The sequence below is a fragment of the Streptomyces lydicus genome, from assembly GCF_001729485.1.
Taxonomy (GTDB): Bacteria; Actinomycetota; Actinomycetes; order Streptomycetales; family Streptomycetaceae; genus Streptomyces; species Streptomyces lydicus_D.
Genome location: NZ_CP017157.1, coordinates 7,251,883 through 7,265,740 on the forward strand (window position 1 = coordinate 7,251,883; position 13,858 = coordinate 7,265,740).

Sequence of the window (13,858 nt, forward strand, 5' to 3'; positions counted from 1 at the left end):
TCATCTCCGCCTCTCGTGCACCCACTGTCGCGCCCCGCTCAGCCGTTCATCGAGGTCTTGGTCTCGTGCTCCTGGTCCTCGTACGCGCCACGGCTGGCTTCGGTCTTCTCGCCGAACTTGTGGATGAGGTCCTGGAGCGCGTTGATGACCTGGGACATGTACGACTGCATGTCGTCATGCGCCTCGGCGAGCTTGCCGGCCTCGATGAAATTCACCCCGAACGCCGATTTCGGAATCGTCGTGCTGTATTTCACCTTCTGGCTGGGTTCATCCATATCGGCGCGAAGGCGCTTGAGCTGGCGTACGACACTGTCCAGTTCGTCGAGATCGACCTTGAAGCGCTCGCTCATTACTGCTCTCCCCGTTCCCCGCGTGCCCCGCTCGTCCCCCTCGCACCGCCCGTGAAGCCGTCACGGTAAGGGCAACATAAAGTAAAGAAATACTAGGGAGTTGACCCCCTTCACTGCAAGATCGAAAGTCGTGATCTGTCCGATTTAGCGCAGGATGGCACCGCAGTTTGTAGAGGGGTTGTTACCTCATCGGTGCAACCTGTCCGCAGGATCGTCGTCATCGGTTCGGCGATCCCGCTCGCGCCCCGATTACGCCCGCAGTGACGCCAGTTCGACCACCGTCACGTCCGGTGGCGCGCCCAGCCGGACCGGTGGGCCCCAGGCGCCCGCGCCGCGCGTGACGTACAACTGCGTGTCGCCGTAGCGCGCCAGGCCCGCGACGGTGGGGTTGGTCGCGGCGGCGACGTAGGTGAAGGGCCACATCTGGCCGCCGTGGGTGTGCCCGGAGAGCTGGAGGTCCACCCCGTGGCGCACGGTGTCGTGGATGGTGACCGGCTGATGCGCCATCAGGACGACGGCGCGTGCCGGGTCCCGGCCGTCGAGGGCGCGTTCGTAGTCCGGGCCGGCGTGTTCGGTCTGTCCGGCGAGGTCGTTGATGCCCGCGAGGTCGAAGCCGGGGAGTTCGGTGCGCGCGTTCTCCAGCGGATGGACCCCCAACTCCCTTACGTGGTCCACCCAGGGGGCCGCGCCGGAGTAGTACTCGTGATTGCCCGTCACGAAGTACGCGCCGTGCCGGGAGCGCAGCGCCCGCAGGGGTTCGGCGGCCGGGGCCAGGTCGGCGACGCTGCCGTCGACCAGGTCACCGACGACGGCGATCAGATCGGGAGAGGTGCGGTTGATCGTCTCGACCACCCGCCGGGTGTGGGCGCGGCCCAGGATCGGGCCGAGGTGGATGTCGCTGACGACGGCGATGCGGAACCCGTGGGCGGAGCGCGGCAGTTTGGCCAGCGGGACGGTGACGCGCTTGACGACGGGGCCGCGGAGGGTCGTTGCGGTGCCGTACCCGACGGCGGCGGTGGCGGCCAGGGACGCGCCGGCCGCCACGGCCCGGGCGACGAAGAGCCGCCGGGGCGGGGCGGGGAGCGGCGGCAGCGCGGGGGTGCGGGGCGGGAGCAGGGTGGGGGACGAGGAGGGGACGGGGATCCGGCGGGCGCCGGGCGCGGGGGCGGGGGCCGGGACGGCGGGCCCGGCGGTCGTGGGCCCGGCGGTCGTGGGCCGGCCGTCGCCGGGCTCGCGGTCCCGGCGGCGCGCCGGCACCCGTAGCCACACCGCGCGGACGGCTTCGCCGGCCAGCAGGCCCAGCACGAGGTAGAGCACGAGCGCCAGCCACAGGTAGCCGGGCCAGGCCAGCAGCTGCTGGAGCAGGAAGGGCAGGCCGGCCCGGCCGGCCAGCAGGGCGCCGAGGGCGAGCAGCGGCAGGACGAAGAGGGCCGCCGTACCCACCCGCCGCGGCCGGCCGCCCGGCGTGGTCGTGTCGCGGACGAGCCGGCACCACAGATAGCGGTGCACCCCGAAGAACAGCCCGAGCACCGGGACCACGATCAGGGCAAAGATCACGGCTTCTCCCCTTACGGTTGCGCGCTGCTGCGACGGCGGAGCACGCACGCTATCCGCTGGGGCGGGAGGGGCGCGCGTGCGGGAGAGGCGCGTGCGGGAAGAGCGTGGAGGGGCGGCGCGTACGGGGCGTACGGAGAGAGGCGCGTACAGGGCACGGGGCGTACGGAGAAAGGCGCCTACGGGGCCGTACGGAGCGGGACGGCCCGCCCTCATGGGCGGGCCGGAGAGCCGGACGGGCGGGCCGGAGAGCCGGCCGTCGGCTCACACCCCCGTGGGCGCCAGTTCGCGTTCCCGGTCCGTCTCGCGGGCCGCGAAGGGGCACTGCCACTCGGCGGGCTTGGGGCGGCCGGAGTAGCGGCGGGCCTCGGAGAGTTCCTCGTACTCGTGGAGGTTGGGGTTGATGTCGCCCTGCAGCTTGATGTCCTGCTTGCGTATCTTCTCCGCCAGCCGGTCCCACATCCCGGCGCCCTTGATCCGGGTGAACTGCTCGTGGGAGTTGAAGGCCAGCATCGGGAAGGGCGGGCGGCGGCCCCAGCGGCGGTGGGTCTCGTGCAGGCCGATCACGAAGAACGGATGGCCGGCCACGCTGTACGCGAATTCTCTGGCCTGCGGGTCCGAGGAATAGCCCTCCGCCCACCGGTAGTTCTCCGCGTCCTGTTCGTGCAGCAGCTGGAGGTGCTGCCAGAGCAGCTCCTCGAAGCGCAGCTCGTCCACCCCGCGCGGCTGCTCGAAGGTCGCGACGAAACTCGTGAACGTCCGGGCGCTCCAGTTCGCCGAACCGACGAACTCCGCGAGATCGAGCGCCATCAGACGGGCCGACTCCGCGCCCCCCAGCAGGTCATAGTGCCGGTGTGCGATGCCCCCCTGGCGCCAGGCGGAACGTCCCGCCAGACAGGAGAACCGGTCTCCCAGGATGAACCGCTCGACCTCATCACGCGCATCCGACGTCATGGCCAGCCTTCCTTCCACCTACGTACCTCCTCGGGGGAGATCATCTCCTTCACGGAATCCGACAGGCGCCCGCCCCAGCCCCACGCACCCGGGCCCACGGGGCGGCTGCGGCAGCCGAGACCGCACACGGGCAGGACCGGGTCCGACGGGGAAAACGGGGAGGGTCGCTGGGTGATTGTGACCGGCCGAAGCCGATCGGCGAAATGCCCGAAGCGGCGTCCGTGGCGACGATTCGCTCACATCGCCCGATGAGCACGGCGTTTCACCCAACGTGAGGGAGCCGGGCGCGCCGCGGGTCAGCCGGCGGCGCCGGTCCGGTCGTCGGCGGAGTGCCGGTCCGCGCCCTGCGCCTGCTGCCGGCGCAGCGCCCGTACGCCGCGGAACCCGATCACGCCGATTGCCGTCCCCAAGAGAAAGGAAGCCACCGCGAGCAGGAGATGGACCCAGAAGTAGGCGGTCGGGTCACCCGCGTCGTCGAAGGCGAGACCGCTCCCGTCCTTCCAGAGGTTCTTGACGAAAGTGATCCAGATGAACCAGCTCCACACCCCGAAGGCGAGCAGGAACCAGGCCACCGGGCGCGAGAGAGTCGTGGGTGTGCGGGGGGAGTCCCCGGAGGAACGCAGCATGCGTTCCAGTATGGGCAGCGGCTCCATCCGGCGGTCGGGAGGGGCACTCTTCCGTGGGGTGCTGTCGGCGGCGGGGTCAAAGGGGGGTACGTTCAGCGACGTGCCGACGACCTTCAGTGCCTCCACGGCTTCCACGGCCGCCACCGGACCGCTCGCCCCGGCCGCCCCCGCCGCGACCGGCAGCGCCGGACGCGCGGCGCGCAACGGCTTCCCCCTGCGCACCGTCGCCGCGCTGGCCGCCGGCGGGCTGCTGGGCTCCCCGCTGCTGGCCGGCACCGCCCAGGCCGACCCCAAGGCCCCGGCGCCGCCGGCGAAGATGTCGCAGATCGGCGGGGACCGGCTGGGTACGCCCGGCGTCCACGTGCAGCCGAAGCCCGGAGCCCCGAAGCTGCCGGGGCCGGACGCGCTGACCGCCCGGTCGTGGATCGTCTCGGACGCCGAGTCCGGCAAGGTGCTGGCCGCCAAGAACCCGCACTGGCAGCTCGCGCCGGCCAGCACCCTGAAGATGCTGTTCGCGGACACCGTGCTGCCGAAGTTCCCCAAGGACCAGAAGCACACCGTCAAGCCCGCCGACCTCGCCGGCATGGGCGCGGGCAGCAGCATGGTCGGGATAAAGGAGAACCTCACCTACACGGTCCACGACCTGTGGCTCGGGGTCTTCCTGCGGTCCGGGAACGACGCGGTGCACACGCTCTCCGCGATGAACGGCGGCACGGCGGCCACCGTCGCGCAGATGCAGCAGCACGCCAAGGAGCTGAACGCCAACGACACCCACGTGGTGACGCCGGACGGCTACGACGCGCCGGGGCAGGTCTCCAGCGCGTACGACCTGAGCCTGTTCGCGCGGGCCGGGCTGCAGAACGCCGACTTCCGCGAGTACTGCTCGACAGCGAGCGCCCAGTTCCCCGGCGACAAGGGCAAGGACGGCAAGCGGGCGACGTTCGGCATCCAGAACACCAACCGGCTGCTCAGCGGCGACTACGACATCAAGCCCTACCCGGGGATCGCCGGGGTGAAGAACGGCTCGACCACCAACGCCGGCTCGACCTTCACCGGTGTGGCGCAGCGGGGTGACCGCAAGCTGCTGGTGACGGTGATGAACCCGGCGAAGAAGCTGCACAACGAGGCGTACAAGGAGGCCGCGCAGCTGCTGGACTGGGGCTTCGCGGCGGCCGACAAGGTGGAGCCGGTCGGCCGGCTGGTCGGGCCGCGCAGCGAGGACGACGGCCGGGGCGCGGTGGCCCCCGCGAAGCACCGCAAGGGCGCGAACGACAGCACCCAGGCGGCGCTGGACAGCACCGGCGGATCGGGCGGCGCCTGGACCGCGGTGGGGATCGGCGGCGGCGCGGTGGTGCTGCTGGGGCTCGTGGGGCTGGCCGTGCACCGCCGGTGGCCGCTGCCGGCGCTGGTCCGCGGGCGGGGACGGCGCTCGGGCAGGTGAGACGCGGCCGCGGGGCGGTGGGGGCTCAGCCCTCCCGCCCCTCGGGCGCCGCCGCGGGCCCGTCCGGCCCGTCCGCCCGCTCCCGGACACCCGCGCCGCCCGCCTCCCCCCGCTCGACCGTCTCCTCCCTCTCCTCCGTCTGCTCCGCCTCTGCCGTCTTCTCCTGGGTGGCGGTCCACGAGGCGCAGTACACCAGCAGCTTCGCGGTGAAGTTGATCCACAGCAGCAGGGCGATCGGGGTGCCGAAGGCGCCGTACATGCTGCGCGAGGCGACGCCCCTGAGGTAGCCGCTGAGCAGCAGCTTGAGCAGTTCGAAGCCGATCGCGCCCATCAGGCCGGCGACCACCACGGCGCGGCGCGGCGGATGGGCGCCGGGGAGCCTGGTCAGGATGTAGGCCAGCAGCAGGAAGTCCGCGAGGACGGCGATGCAGAAGCCGGCGACCGAGAGCAGGACGGCGCCGGCCCCGCCCTCCGGCAGGCCGATCGCCTCGGCCGCCTTGCCGACCGCCGCGGAGGCGAAGGTGGAGCAGGCGAGCGAGAGCACCGCGACACCGCCGAGGCCGAGCAGCAGGGCGCCGTCCCGGAGCTTGCCGAGGAAGAAGTTGCCCTCCTCGTCGTCCTTCTCCCACACGGCGCGCAGGCAGTCGCGCAGCGACTCGACCCAGCCGATACCGGTGAGCAGCAACACGCCACCGGCGACCAGCCCGATGGTGGTGGCGTTTTCGACGAGTGAGGCGAGGTCGAGTTGCGCGGCGATGCCGGGGATCTGCTCGGCGATCTTGGTTTGCAGCTTGTGCACCCCGCTGGGGCCGAGCAGCGCGGCGCTGATCGCGGCGGCGACGGTGAGCAGCGGGAACAGGGCGACGAAACTGGTGAAGGTGATCGCGGCGGCGAGCCGGGTCCACTTGACCCGCAGCATGCGCGTGTAGGCGCGCCAGAGGTGGGTGGTCATCAGCCAGGTGACGGCCGGTCCGATCACCGGCAGCCTGCTCAGCCAGTCCATGGCATTCCCCTCGTGCCCCCGTGGCCCGCCGGCCCGGGCCGGTTGTGCGGCGGGGGGCCCGGCCGATCCGGAGCCCTAGCGTCCGCGTACCCCGGGAATGCCCCCGCTCATACGTCGGCGTGGGCCATCGTGTGGACCGCCGGCCGGGCACGGCCCGGAGCGGGCACGGCTCAGCAGGAGGGGGCGGGCGGCCGGGAGAGGTCGGCGGCCTGACGGGGGACGGCCGCCGTACGCGGACCGAAGGGGTACTCCCGCTCCAGGCGCCAGACCGCGTCCGCGCCCTGCTCGTAGAGCGCGAAACCGCTGATCGTCCAGGTGGCGGAGAAGTCCCGCAGCTCGTCCTGGGCGCGGTCCATGGCGGCCTCGGCGATGCCGTGCGCGACGGTCACATGGGGGTGGTACGGGAACTGCAGCTCCCGGGCGCAGGGGCCGGAAGGGGCGCGCACCCGGGCCTGGAGGGCGGTGCAGCCCGCCTCCCCCTCGGTGACCTTGACGAAGACGACCGGGGAGAGCGGGCGGAAGGTGCCGGTGCCTTCCAGGCGGAGCGGGAAGGCGCGGCAGCCGGCCGCGACCTCGGCGAGGTGGCGTTCGACGGCGGGCAGCGCGTCGGTGTGCACCTCCGTCGGCGGGAGGAGGGTGATGTGCGTGGGGATGCCGTGTGCGGCAGGGTCCCCGAAGCCCGCGCGCTTCCGCTGGAGGAAGCTGCCGTACGGCTCCGGGACCGCGATCGAAACGCCCAGCGTTACGGTCCCCACTGCGTTCTCCCTCCTGACGTGTGTGCGGCGCGCTCGCGCACCCTCCTAGTGTGCCGGGTGCGCGCCCTTCGCGGGGAGCGTCCTCGGCTCTGTTGCGGGCAGGCACAAAGGCCCCCGCAGGTGGGGGCCCCTGGTTCCGCGGGGGTCGCGCGGGCCGCCCGGGCGGGCCGCGCGGACGGTCCCGTCAGTGCTTGGCCGGCAGGAATCCGAGCCGGTCATACGCGGTGGCGAGGGTCTCCGCGGCGACCGCGCGGGCCTTCTCCGCGCCCTTGGCCAGGATCGAGTCCAGCGTCTCGGGGTCGTCCAGGTATTCCTGGGTGCGGTCCCGGAACGGTGTGACGAAGTCGACCATCACCTCGGCGAGATCGGTCTTGAGAGCGCCGTACATCTTGCCCTCGTACTTCTGCTCCAGCTCCGCGATCGAGGCGCCCGTGAGGGTGGAGTAGATCGTCAGGAGGTTGGAGACGCCCGGCTTGTTCTCGGCGTCGTAGCGGATCACGGTGTCGGTGTCCGTGACGGCGCTCTTGACCTTCTTCGCGCTGGCCTTCGGGTCGTCGAGGAGGTTGATCAGACCCTTGGGGCTGGCGGCCGACTTGCTCATCTTGGCCGACGGGTCCTGCAGGTCGTAGATCTTCGCGGTCTCCTTGAGGATGTACGGCGCGGGGATCGTGAAGGTGTCGCCGTAGCGGGTGTTGAAGCGCTCGGCGAGGTCGCGGGTCAGCTCGATGTGCTGGCGCTGGTCCTCGCCGACCGGGACCTGGTGGGCCTGGTAGAGCAGGATGTCCGCGACCTGCAGGATCGGGTACGTGAACAGGCCGACGGAGGTGCGGTCGGCGCCCTGCTTGGCGGACTTGTCCTTGAACTGGGTCATGCGGGACGCCTCGCCGAAGCCGGTGAGGCAGTTCATGACCCAGGCGAGCTGGGCGTGCTCGGGCACATGGCTCTGCACGAAGAGGGTGCAGCGCTCCGGGTCGAGACCGGCCGCGAGCAGCTGGGCGGCCGCGATCCGGGTGTTGCTGCGCAGCTCGGCCGGGTCCTGCGGAACGGTGATCGCATGCAGGTCGACGACCATGTAGAAGGCGTCGTGGGACTCCTGGAGCGCCACCCACTGGCGCACCGCACCGAGGTAGTTGCCGAGGTGGAAGGAGCCGGCCGTGGGCTGAATACCGGAGAGTACGCGCGGGCGGTGCTGCATGGCGGAGCCATCCCCCTGGGGGCGCTGGTGGTCGACGGGCAGGCGATCGAGAGCCATGGCACCGATTGTCTCAGGTCGGACGGGCTCCACGGGCGTGGAGGCCCTTGGGGGACGGCCGAACACATCCCGTAGGGGGTGCGTGGGCCCCCTCGGGGCCTCAACGCGGTGGTTACCGGGGGGTATTCCCGGCGTCCGGACCCGCGGAGCGGGCCGGGGCCAGGCACCGGGGGTGCCGGGGGACGGGCTCGGGGGCAGTCACCGGTGAACGGACCCGGCACCCGGGCAGCCGCCGGGGGCCAAGCCCCGACGGACAAGCAGACCCGGGGGCAGCCACCGGCGAACAGGCCCGCCCCGGGCAAGCGCCGGAGGCCAGGCCCCCGAAGGACAGGCAGCCAGAGGGCAGCCGCCGGCGCACAGGTCCCGAGGGGCAGGCGGAGCCGGAGCGTCAGGCGTCGAGGGGGAGGCCCGGGGCCGGGTGGGCGGCCATCAGGTCGGCGACCTCCGTGCGGATCACCGCCAGGGCCTGCTCGTCGCCCGTCGCGGCGGCCCGTACGCCGCGGTCGATCCACTCCGCCACCAGCGGCATCCGGTCCGCGCCCAGGCCGCGGGAGGTGAGCGACGGGGTGCCGATGCGGATGCCGGAGGGGTCGAAGGGCTTACGGGGGTCGAAGGGGACGGTGTTGTAGTTGACGACGATGCCGGCCCGGTCCAGGGCCTTGGCGGCGACCTTGCCGGGGACGTCCTTGGAGGTGAGGTCGATCAGCACCAGGTGGTTGTCGGTGCCGCCGGAGACCAGGTCGAAGCCGCGGGCCAGCAGCGCCTCGGCGAGCGCCTTGGCGTTGGCGACGACGGCGTGCGCGTAGTCCCGGAAGGACGGGGCGGCCGCCTCGCGCAGCGCGACCGCGATGGCGGCGGTCGTGTGGTCGTGCGGGCCGCCCTGCAGACCGGGGAAGACGGCCTTGTCGACGGCCTTGGCGTGGCTCGCCCGGGACATCAGCATGGCGCCGCGCGGCCCGCGCAGGGTCTTGTGCGTGGTGGTGGAGATGACGTCCGCGTGCGGCACGGGCGACGGGTGGGCGCCGCCCGCGACCAGCCCGGCGATGTGCGCGATGTCCGCGACCAGGACGGCGTCGACCTCCCGGGCGATCTCGCCGAACGCGGCGAAGTCGATGGTGCGCGGGACGGCCGTACCGCCACAGAAGATGATCTTCGGGCGCTCCTTGCGGGCGAGGTCGCGCACCTCGTCGAAGTCGATGAGCCCGTTGTCGGCGCGGACGCCGTACTGGACGCCGCGGAACCACTTGCCGGTCGCCGAGACGCCCCAGCCGTGGGTGAGGTGGCCGCCCATCGGCAGCGCCATGCCCAGCACCGTGTCGCCGGGCTCGGCGAAGGCCAGATAGGCGGCGAGGTTGGCCGGCGAGCCGGAGTACGGCTGGACGTTGGCGTGTTCGACGCCGAAGACGGCCTTGGCGCGCTCGACAGCCAGCGTCTCGACGCGGTCGATGTTCTGCTGGCCTTCGTAGTAGCGACGGCCCGCGTACCCCTCGCTGTACTTGTTCTGCAGGACGGTGCCGGTGGCTTCCAGGACGGCGGCGGAGACGTAGTTCTCGCTGGGGATCAACCGCAGCGTGTCGGCCTGGAGCCGCTCCTCGGCGCCGACGAGGGCGGCCAGTTCGGGGTCGGCGGCGCGCAGCGCGGCATGCGGGGCGGGGTGCGGGGCGGGAAGTGACATGGCGTCCTCCGGGGCGCTCGATCGGTGGTCCGGTCGGGTCCCGGGTGCCCAGGCGGGCGGCACCTCGTGATGGTGGCCGCACACCGCTCCCTCGGGGTCGCTTCCCCGTACGCCAGTCGCGATGCGCACCGCCGAGTCTAGACGCCGCCGCACCCGGCGGCGCCGGGACCACCGACCGCCCGGGCGGCTTCCGAACACACCGCCCGCGCGGCACTATAGAGGGGCAGATCGGCGCATATGCCCCGTACGGCCTACCGAAACGGAGATCCGGTGACGTCCACGGAACGCAGCATCGCCGCCGCCGAAGCCCACAGCGCGCACACCTACCACCCGCTCCCCGTCGTCGTGGCCACCGCCGAGGGCGCCTGGATGACGGATGTGGAGGGCCGGCGCTACCTGGACATGCTCGCCGGCTACTCCGCGCTGAACTTCGGGCACGGCAACCGCCGCCTGCTCGACGCCGCCCGGGCCCAGCTGGAACGGGTCACGCTCACCTCGCGCGCCTTCCACCACGACCGGTTCGGGGACTTCTGCACCCAGCTGGCCGAGCTGTGCGGAATGGAGCTGGTGCTGCCGATGAACACCGGCGCCGAGGCGGTCGAGACGGCGATCAAGACGGCCCGCAAGTGGGGCTACAAGGTCAAGGGCGTGCCGGACGGCCGCGCGCGGATCATCGTCGCCGACAACAACTTCCACGGCCGCACCACCACCATCGTCTCCTTCTCCACCGACGCCGAGGCCCGCGCCGACTTCGGCCCGTACACCCCCGGCTTCGACGTCGTCCCCTACGGCGACCTCGCCGCGCTGGAGGCCGCCGTCGGCGACGACACGGTGGCCGTCCTGCTGGAGCCGGTCCAGGGCGAGGCGGGCGTCCTGGTGCCGCCGCCGGGCTACCTCGCGGGCGTACGGGAGCTGACCCGGCGCCGGAACGTGCTGTTCATCGCCGACGAGATCCAGTCCGGCCTGGGCCGCACCGGCCGGACCTTCGCCTGTGAGCACGAGGGCGTCGTCCCGGACGTGTACGTCCTGGGCAAGGCGCTGGGCGGCGGGGTGGTGCCGGTGTCGGCGGTGGTCTCGTCCCGCGAGGTGCTGGGCGTCTTCGCGCCCGGCGAGCACGGCTCGACGTTCGGCGGCAACCCGCTGGCCTGCGCGGTGGCGCTGGAGGTCATCGCGATGCTGCGGACCGGCGAATTCCAGCAGCGCGCCACGGAGTTGGGCGACCATCTGCACAGCGAACTGGGGCTGCTGGTGGGCGAGGGAGCGGTGGACGCGGTACGCGGCCGCGGCCTGTGGGCGGGCGTGGACGTCAACCCCTCGCGCGGCACCGGGCGGGCCGTCTCCGAAGAGCTGCTGACCCGCGGGGTGCTGGTCAAGGACACCCACGGCGCCACCATCCGCCTCGCCCCGCCGCTGGTGATCAGCAAGGAGGACCTGGACTGGGGGCTGGCCCGGCTGCGGGACGTACTGGAGGCATGAAGGGGGCCGGGCGGGCAGCGGGCGGCCGGCGGGCGAAAGCGGCCCCGGCCGCCCGCTGCGCCACGTCCCGGCCGCCCGCTGCGCGTGCGCGGCGGCCCGGGCCCGGGCGGCGGGCCCGGCGGCTCAGCGGATCACATGGGGCACGAAGCGCGCGTACTCGTCGGTGACCGGGCCCGCCGACTCCCGGATACCGAGCCCGGCGGCCTCGTCCTCGACGACCCACGCGCCGAGCACGACGCGGTTGCCGTCGAAGTCCGGCAGCGGAGCCAGCTCCTGGTAGCAGCAGGGGTCCTCGGGCCCGCGCGGCACCGGCTCGGCGCCCGGTTCGTGCAGGGTGACCCCGGCGCCCTCCCGGCCGAGCAGCGGCTTGGCCGCGTACCCGCGGGTGTGCGCCAGCTCGCGCGGCCCGTCGAGGTAGGCGGGCAGCAGGTTCGGGTGGCCCGGGTACAGCTCCCACAGGACCGCCAGCAGCGCCTTGTTGGACAGCAGCATCTTCCAGGCGGGTTCGATCCACAGGGTGGAGCCGGTGCCGCCGCCGTTGTCGAGGGTGTCCAGGACGTGCGGGCCGAAGTCGTCGGTGGCCAGCCACTCCCACGGGTAGAGCTTGAAACAGGCCCGCACGAAGCGCAGCCGCTGGTCGACGAAGCGGCCCGCGAGCCGGTCCCAGCCGATGTCCTCCACCGGGATCGACGCGGTCTCCAGGCCCGCCTGCTGTGCCGTCTCCTCCAGGTACGCGACGGTCATCAGGTCCTCCCCGAGCTCGTCGCCCGCGGAGTGCGCGAAGTGCACCGGCGCGCCGGGCGGCAGCAGCGGCGCCTGCCGCTTCCAGGCCGCCACCAGCCGCTCGTGCAGCGAGTTCCACTGGTCGGCGCCGGGGAACCGCTCCTCCATCCAGAACCACTGCGGGCTGGCCGCCTCGACCAGCGACGTCGGGGTGTCGGCGTTGTACTCCAGCATCTTGGCCGGGCCGGTGCCGTCGTAGTGCAGGTCGAACCGCCCGTAGAGGGAGGGGAGTTCGGCACGCCGGCGCCAGGACTCGGCGACCAGCCCGGCCAGCCGGGGATCGGTGATCCCCAGGTCGGCGAGACGGTCACGGGAGACGAGGTGCTCGGCGGCGGCCAGGCACATCGCGTGCAGTTCCTCGACGACCTCCTCCAGCGCCTCGACCTCCGGGAGGGTGAACGCGTAGTAGGCGCTCTCGTCCCAGTACGGGCGCAGCGAGTCGTCCGGGTAGCGGGTGAGCGGGTAGATCAGGCCCTGCGCCTCGACGGTCTGCTGCCAGCCGGGGCGGGGCGCGATGGTGTGGCGTTCCATGCCGGTGCCGGGTCCGCTCAGCCGCCGAAGGAGCCGTGGTGGCCGCCGGAGGAGCCGTGCCGGCCGCCCGAGCCGGAGCAGCCGAAGCCGCCGCGGTTGACGGCGGTGGTCTTGCTGAAGGTGCCCTGGTCGGCGTACGAGCCGCTCTTGCCGCCGTCGTAGTACCACTGGGCGTCCACCGGCTGCTTGCCCGTGCCGCGGCCGTTCCTGCCGGACCCGCCGCCGGTGCCGCCGCTCCCGGAGGACGAGCCGCCGCCCGCCGAGCAGTTCTTGGCGTCGACGACGCGGTAGCCCTTGACCACGTCGTAGCTGTTGCGGTCCACGCAGCGCTTGTCGGGCTCGGAGCCGCAGGACGTCAGGGCCGCGGCCAGCGCGCCCATCCCGCCCAGGACCACCGTGCTCGACCGCAGCCGCCGCCGTGCCTTCTCGGCCATTTCCGCATCCCCCGTCAACGTTCATCCGTGTGAGCCCGGCAAGCCTAGAGGGACGCATCCGCTTCCCGGGCCGCGGCCCTGCCGCCTTTCCGACTCGCCCCCTACAGTCGGCTCCATGCTCCTTGGGATGATCTGTGCCCTCGCTTCCGCCGTGTGCTTCGGCACCGCCTCCGTCCTGCAGGCGGTGGCCGCGCGGGGCACCGCCCCCGGTACGGGGTCGGGCGTCGACCCGCGCCTGCTGCTGCGGGTGCTGGGGCAGTGGCGGTATCTGCTCGGACTGGCGCTGGACGGCCTGGGTTTCGTGCTGGAACTCATCGCGCTGCGGGCGCTGCCCATCTACACGGTCGGCGCGGCGCTCGCGGCGACCCTGGCGGTGACGGCGGTGGTGGCGGCGCCGGTGCTGCACACCCGGCTCGGCGCTAGCGAGTGGCTCGGGGTGGCGGTGGTCTGCGGTGGCCTGGCGATGCTCGCGCTGGCGTCCGGGGAGGAGGGGCACCTGCGGGGGACGCCCGGGCTGCGGATCGCGGTGCTGGTCTTCGCGGTGCTGGTGCTCGCGTCCGGGGCGGTGGCCGGGCGGCTGCCGGACCGGGCCCGGGCGGCGGCGCTCGGGTTCGGCGCGGGCTGCGGCTTCGGCGTGGTGGAGGTCGCGGTCCGCCTCATCGACGACTTCGCCCCGTCGGCGCTGCTCACCAACCCGGCCTGCTACGCGCTGCTGATCGGCGGCGGCGCCGCGTTCCTGCTGCTGACGACCGCCTTCCAGCGCGGTTCGGTCACCGCCGCCACCGCCGGCATGGTGATCGGCGAGACGATCGGCCCGGCGCTGGTCGGCGTCGCCTGGCTCGGCGACCGGACGCGGCCCGGCCTGGCCCCGCTGGCCGTCATCGGCTTCGCGTGCGCGGTGGCCGGGGCGCTCGTACTGGCCCGCTTCGGGGAGGCGCCGGCGGCGGAGCGGACCGAGCCGGAGAGCGCGCCGGAAGCGGCGGCACCGAAGGGCCGGTAGCGGGCCCGGCCGGGGCGGCGGGGC

The 13,858-nt window shown here is 73.0% G+C and carries 12 protein-coding genes, 1 pseudogene and 1 riboswitch; of the genes and pseudogenes, 3 read left to right on the top strand and 10 right to left on the bottom strand.

Translation table 11 applies throughout. The features are described 5' to 3' along the window. Positions 1 to 38: 38 nt before the first annotated feature. From SL103_RS31440 to SL103_RS31455, 4 genes and pseudogenes are all read right to left on the bottom strand, one after another. Positions 39 to 350, bottom strand: a complete 312-nt coding sequence (locus tag SL103_RS31440) for a hypothetical protein (RefSeq protein WP_069572349.1) — start codon at positions 348 to 350, stop codon at positions 39 to 41. Between the two features lie 249 nt (positions 351 to 599). Then, positions 600 to 1,907 carry a metallophosphoesterase gene (locus SL103_RS31445; protein WP_069572350.1) on the bottom strand — a complete coding sequence of 436 codons (1,308 nt, stop codon included), beginning with the start codon at positions 1,905 to 1,907 and terminating at the stop codon, positions 600 to 602. Between the two features lie 324 nt (positions 1,908 to 2,231). Next, positions 2,232 to 2,858 (bottom strand): annotated as a pseudogene (gene gntA / locus SL103_RS31450) (guanitoxin biosynthesis heme-dependent pre-guanitoxin N-hydroxylase GntA); the annotation flags it as partial. A gap of 296 nt (positions 2,859 to 3,154) precedes the next feature. Continuing rightward, entirely contained in the window at positions 3,155 to 3,484 is a 330-nt protein-coding gene (locus SL103_RS31455; protein ID WP_069574272.1) for an SCO4848 family membrane protein, read from the bottom strand. A gap of 10 nt (positions 3,485 to 3,494) precedes the next feature. On the opposite strand from SL103_RS31455, the gene SL103_RS31460 reads away from it, so the two are divergent. Next, the gene (locus SL103_RS31460) at positions 3,495 to 4,925 is read left to right on the top strand and encodes a D-alanyl-D-alanine carboxypeptidase family protein (protein WP_069572352.1); all 1,431 of its coding nucleotides are present in this window, start codon (positions 3,495 to 3,497) and stop codon (positions 4,923 to 4,925) included. 25 nt (positions 4,926 to 4,950) lie between these two features. Here the strand turns inward: SL103_RS31460 and SL103_RS31465 are convergent, their stop codons facing one another. The 4 genes from SL103_RS31465 to glyA form a co-directional block, all read right to left on the bottom strand. Further along, a complete protein-coding gene (locus SL103_RS31465; protein ID WP_069572353.1) occupies positions 4,951 to 5,928 on the bottom strand; it encodes a YihY/virulence factor BrkB family protein in 978 nt (325 codons plus the stop codon). Between the two features lie 170 nt (positions 5,929 to 6,098). Then, entirely contained in the window at positions 6,099 to 6,683 is a 585-nt protein-coding gene (locus SL103_RS31470) for a 2'-5' RNA ligase family protein (protein WP_069572354.1), read from the bottom strand. Positions 6,684 to 6,867: 184 nt separating this feature from the next. Then, entirely contained in the window at positions 6,868 to 7,878 is a 1,011-nt protein-coding gene (gene trpS, locus SL103_RS31475; RefSeq protein ID WP_069572355.1) for a tryptophan--tRNA ligase, read from the bottom strand. Positions 7,879 to 8,323: 445 nt separating this feature from the next. Further along, complete coding sequence (gene glyA / locus SL103_RS31480) at positions 8,324 to 9,610, bottom strand: serine hydroxymethyltransferase (protein WP_069572356.1); 1,287 nt, start codon at positions 9,608 to 9,610, stop codon at positions 8,324 to 8,326. A 39-nt stretch (positions 9,611 to 9,649) separates the two neighbouring features. Beyond that, positions 9,650 to 9,740, bottom strand: a riboswitch (ZMP/ZTP riboswitch). 140 nt (positions 9,741 to 9,880) lie between these two features. On the opposite strand from glyA, the gene rocD reads away from it, so the two are divergent. Continuing rightward, the gene (gene rocD, locus SL103_RS31485; RefSeq protein ID WP_069572357.1) at positions 9,881 to 11,086 is read left to right on the top strand and encodes an ornithine--oxo-acid transaminase; all 1,206 of its coding nucleotides are present in this window, start codon (positions 9,881 to 9,883) and stop codon (positions 11,084 to 11,086) included. A 123-nt stretch (positions 11,087 to 11,209) separates the two neighbouring features. Here the strand turns inward: rocD and SL103_RS31490 are convergent, their stop codons facing one another. Together SL103_RS31490 and SL103_RS31495 are read right to left on the bottom strand one after the other, a co-directional pair. After that, positions 11,210 to 12,400 (bottom strand): glutathionylspermidine synthase family protein, encoded by a 1,191-nt coding sequence (locus SL103_RS31490; protein WP_069572358.1) that lies wholly within the window; start codon positions 12,398 to 12,400, stop codon positions 11,210 to 11,212. A 17-nt stretch (positions 12,401 to 12,417) separates the two neighbouring features. Beyond that, complete coding sequence (locus tag SL103_RS31495; protein WP_069572359.1) at positions 12,418 to 12,834, bottom strand: hypothetical protein; 417 nt, start codon at positions 12,832 to 12,834, stop codon at positions 12,418 to 12,420. Positions 12,835 to 12,949: 115 nt separating this feature from the next. On the opposite strand from SL103_RS31495, the gene SL103_RS31500 reads away from it, so the two are divergent. After that, a complete protein-coding gene (locus tag SL103_RS31500; RefSeq protein WP_244304085.1) occupies positions 12,950 to 13,834 on the top strand; it encodes a hypothetical protein in 885 nt (294 codons plus the stop codon). Positions 13,835 to 13,858 lie beyond the last annotated feature (24 nt).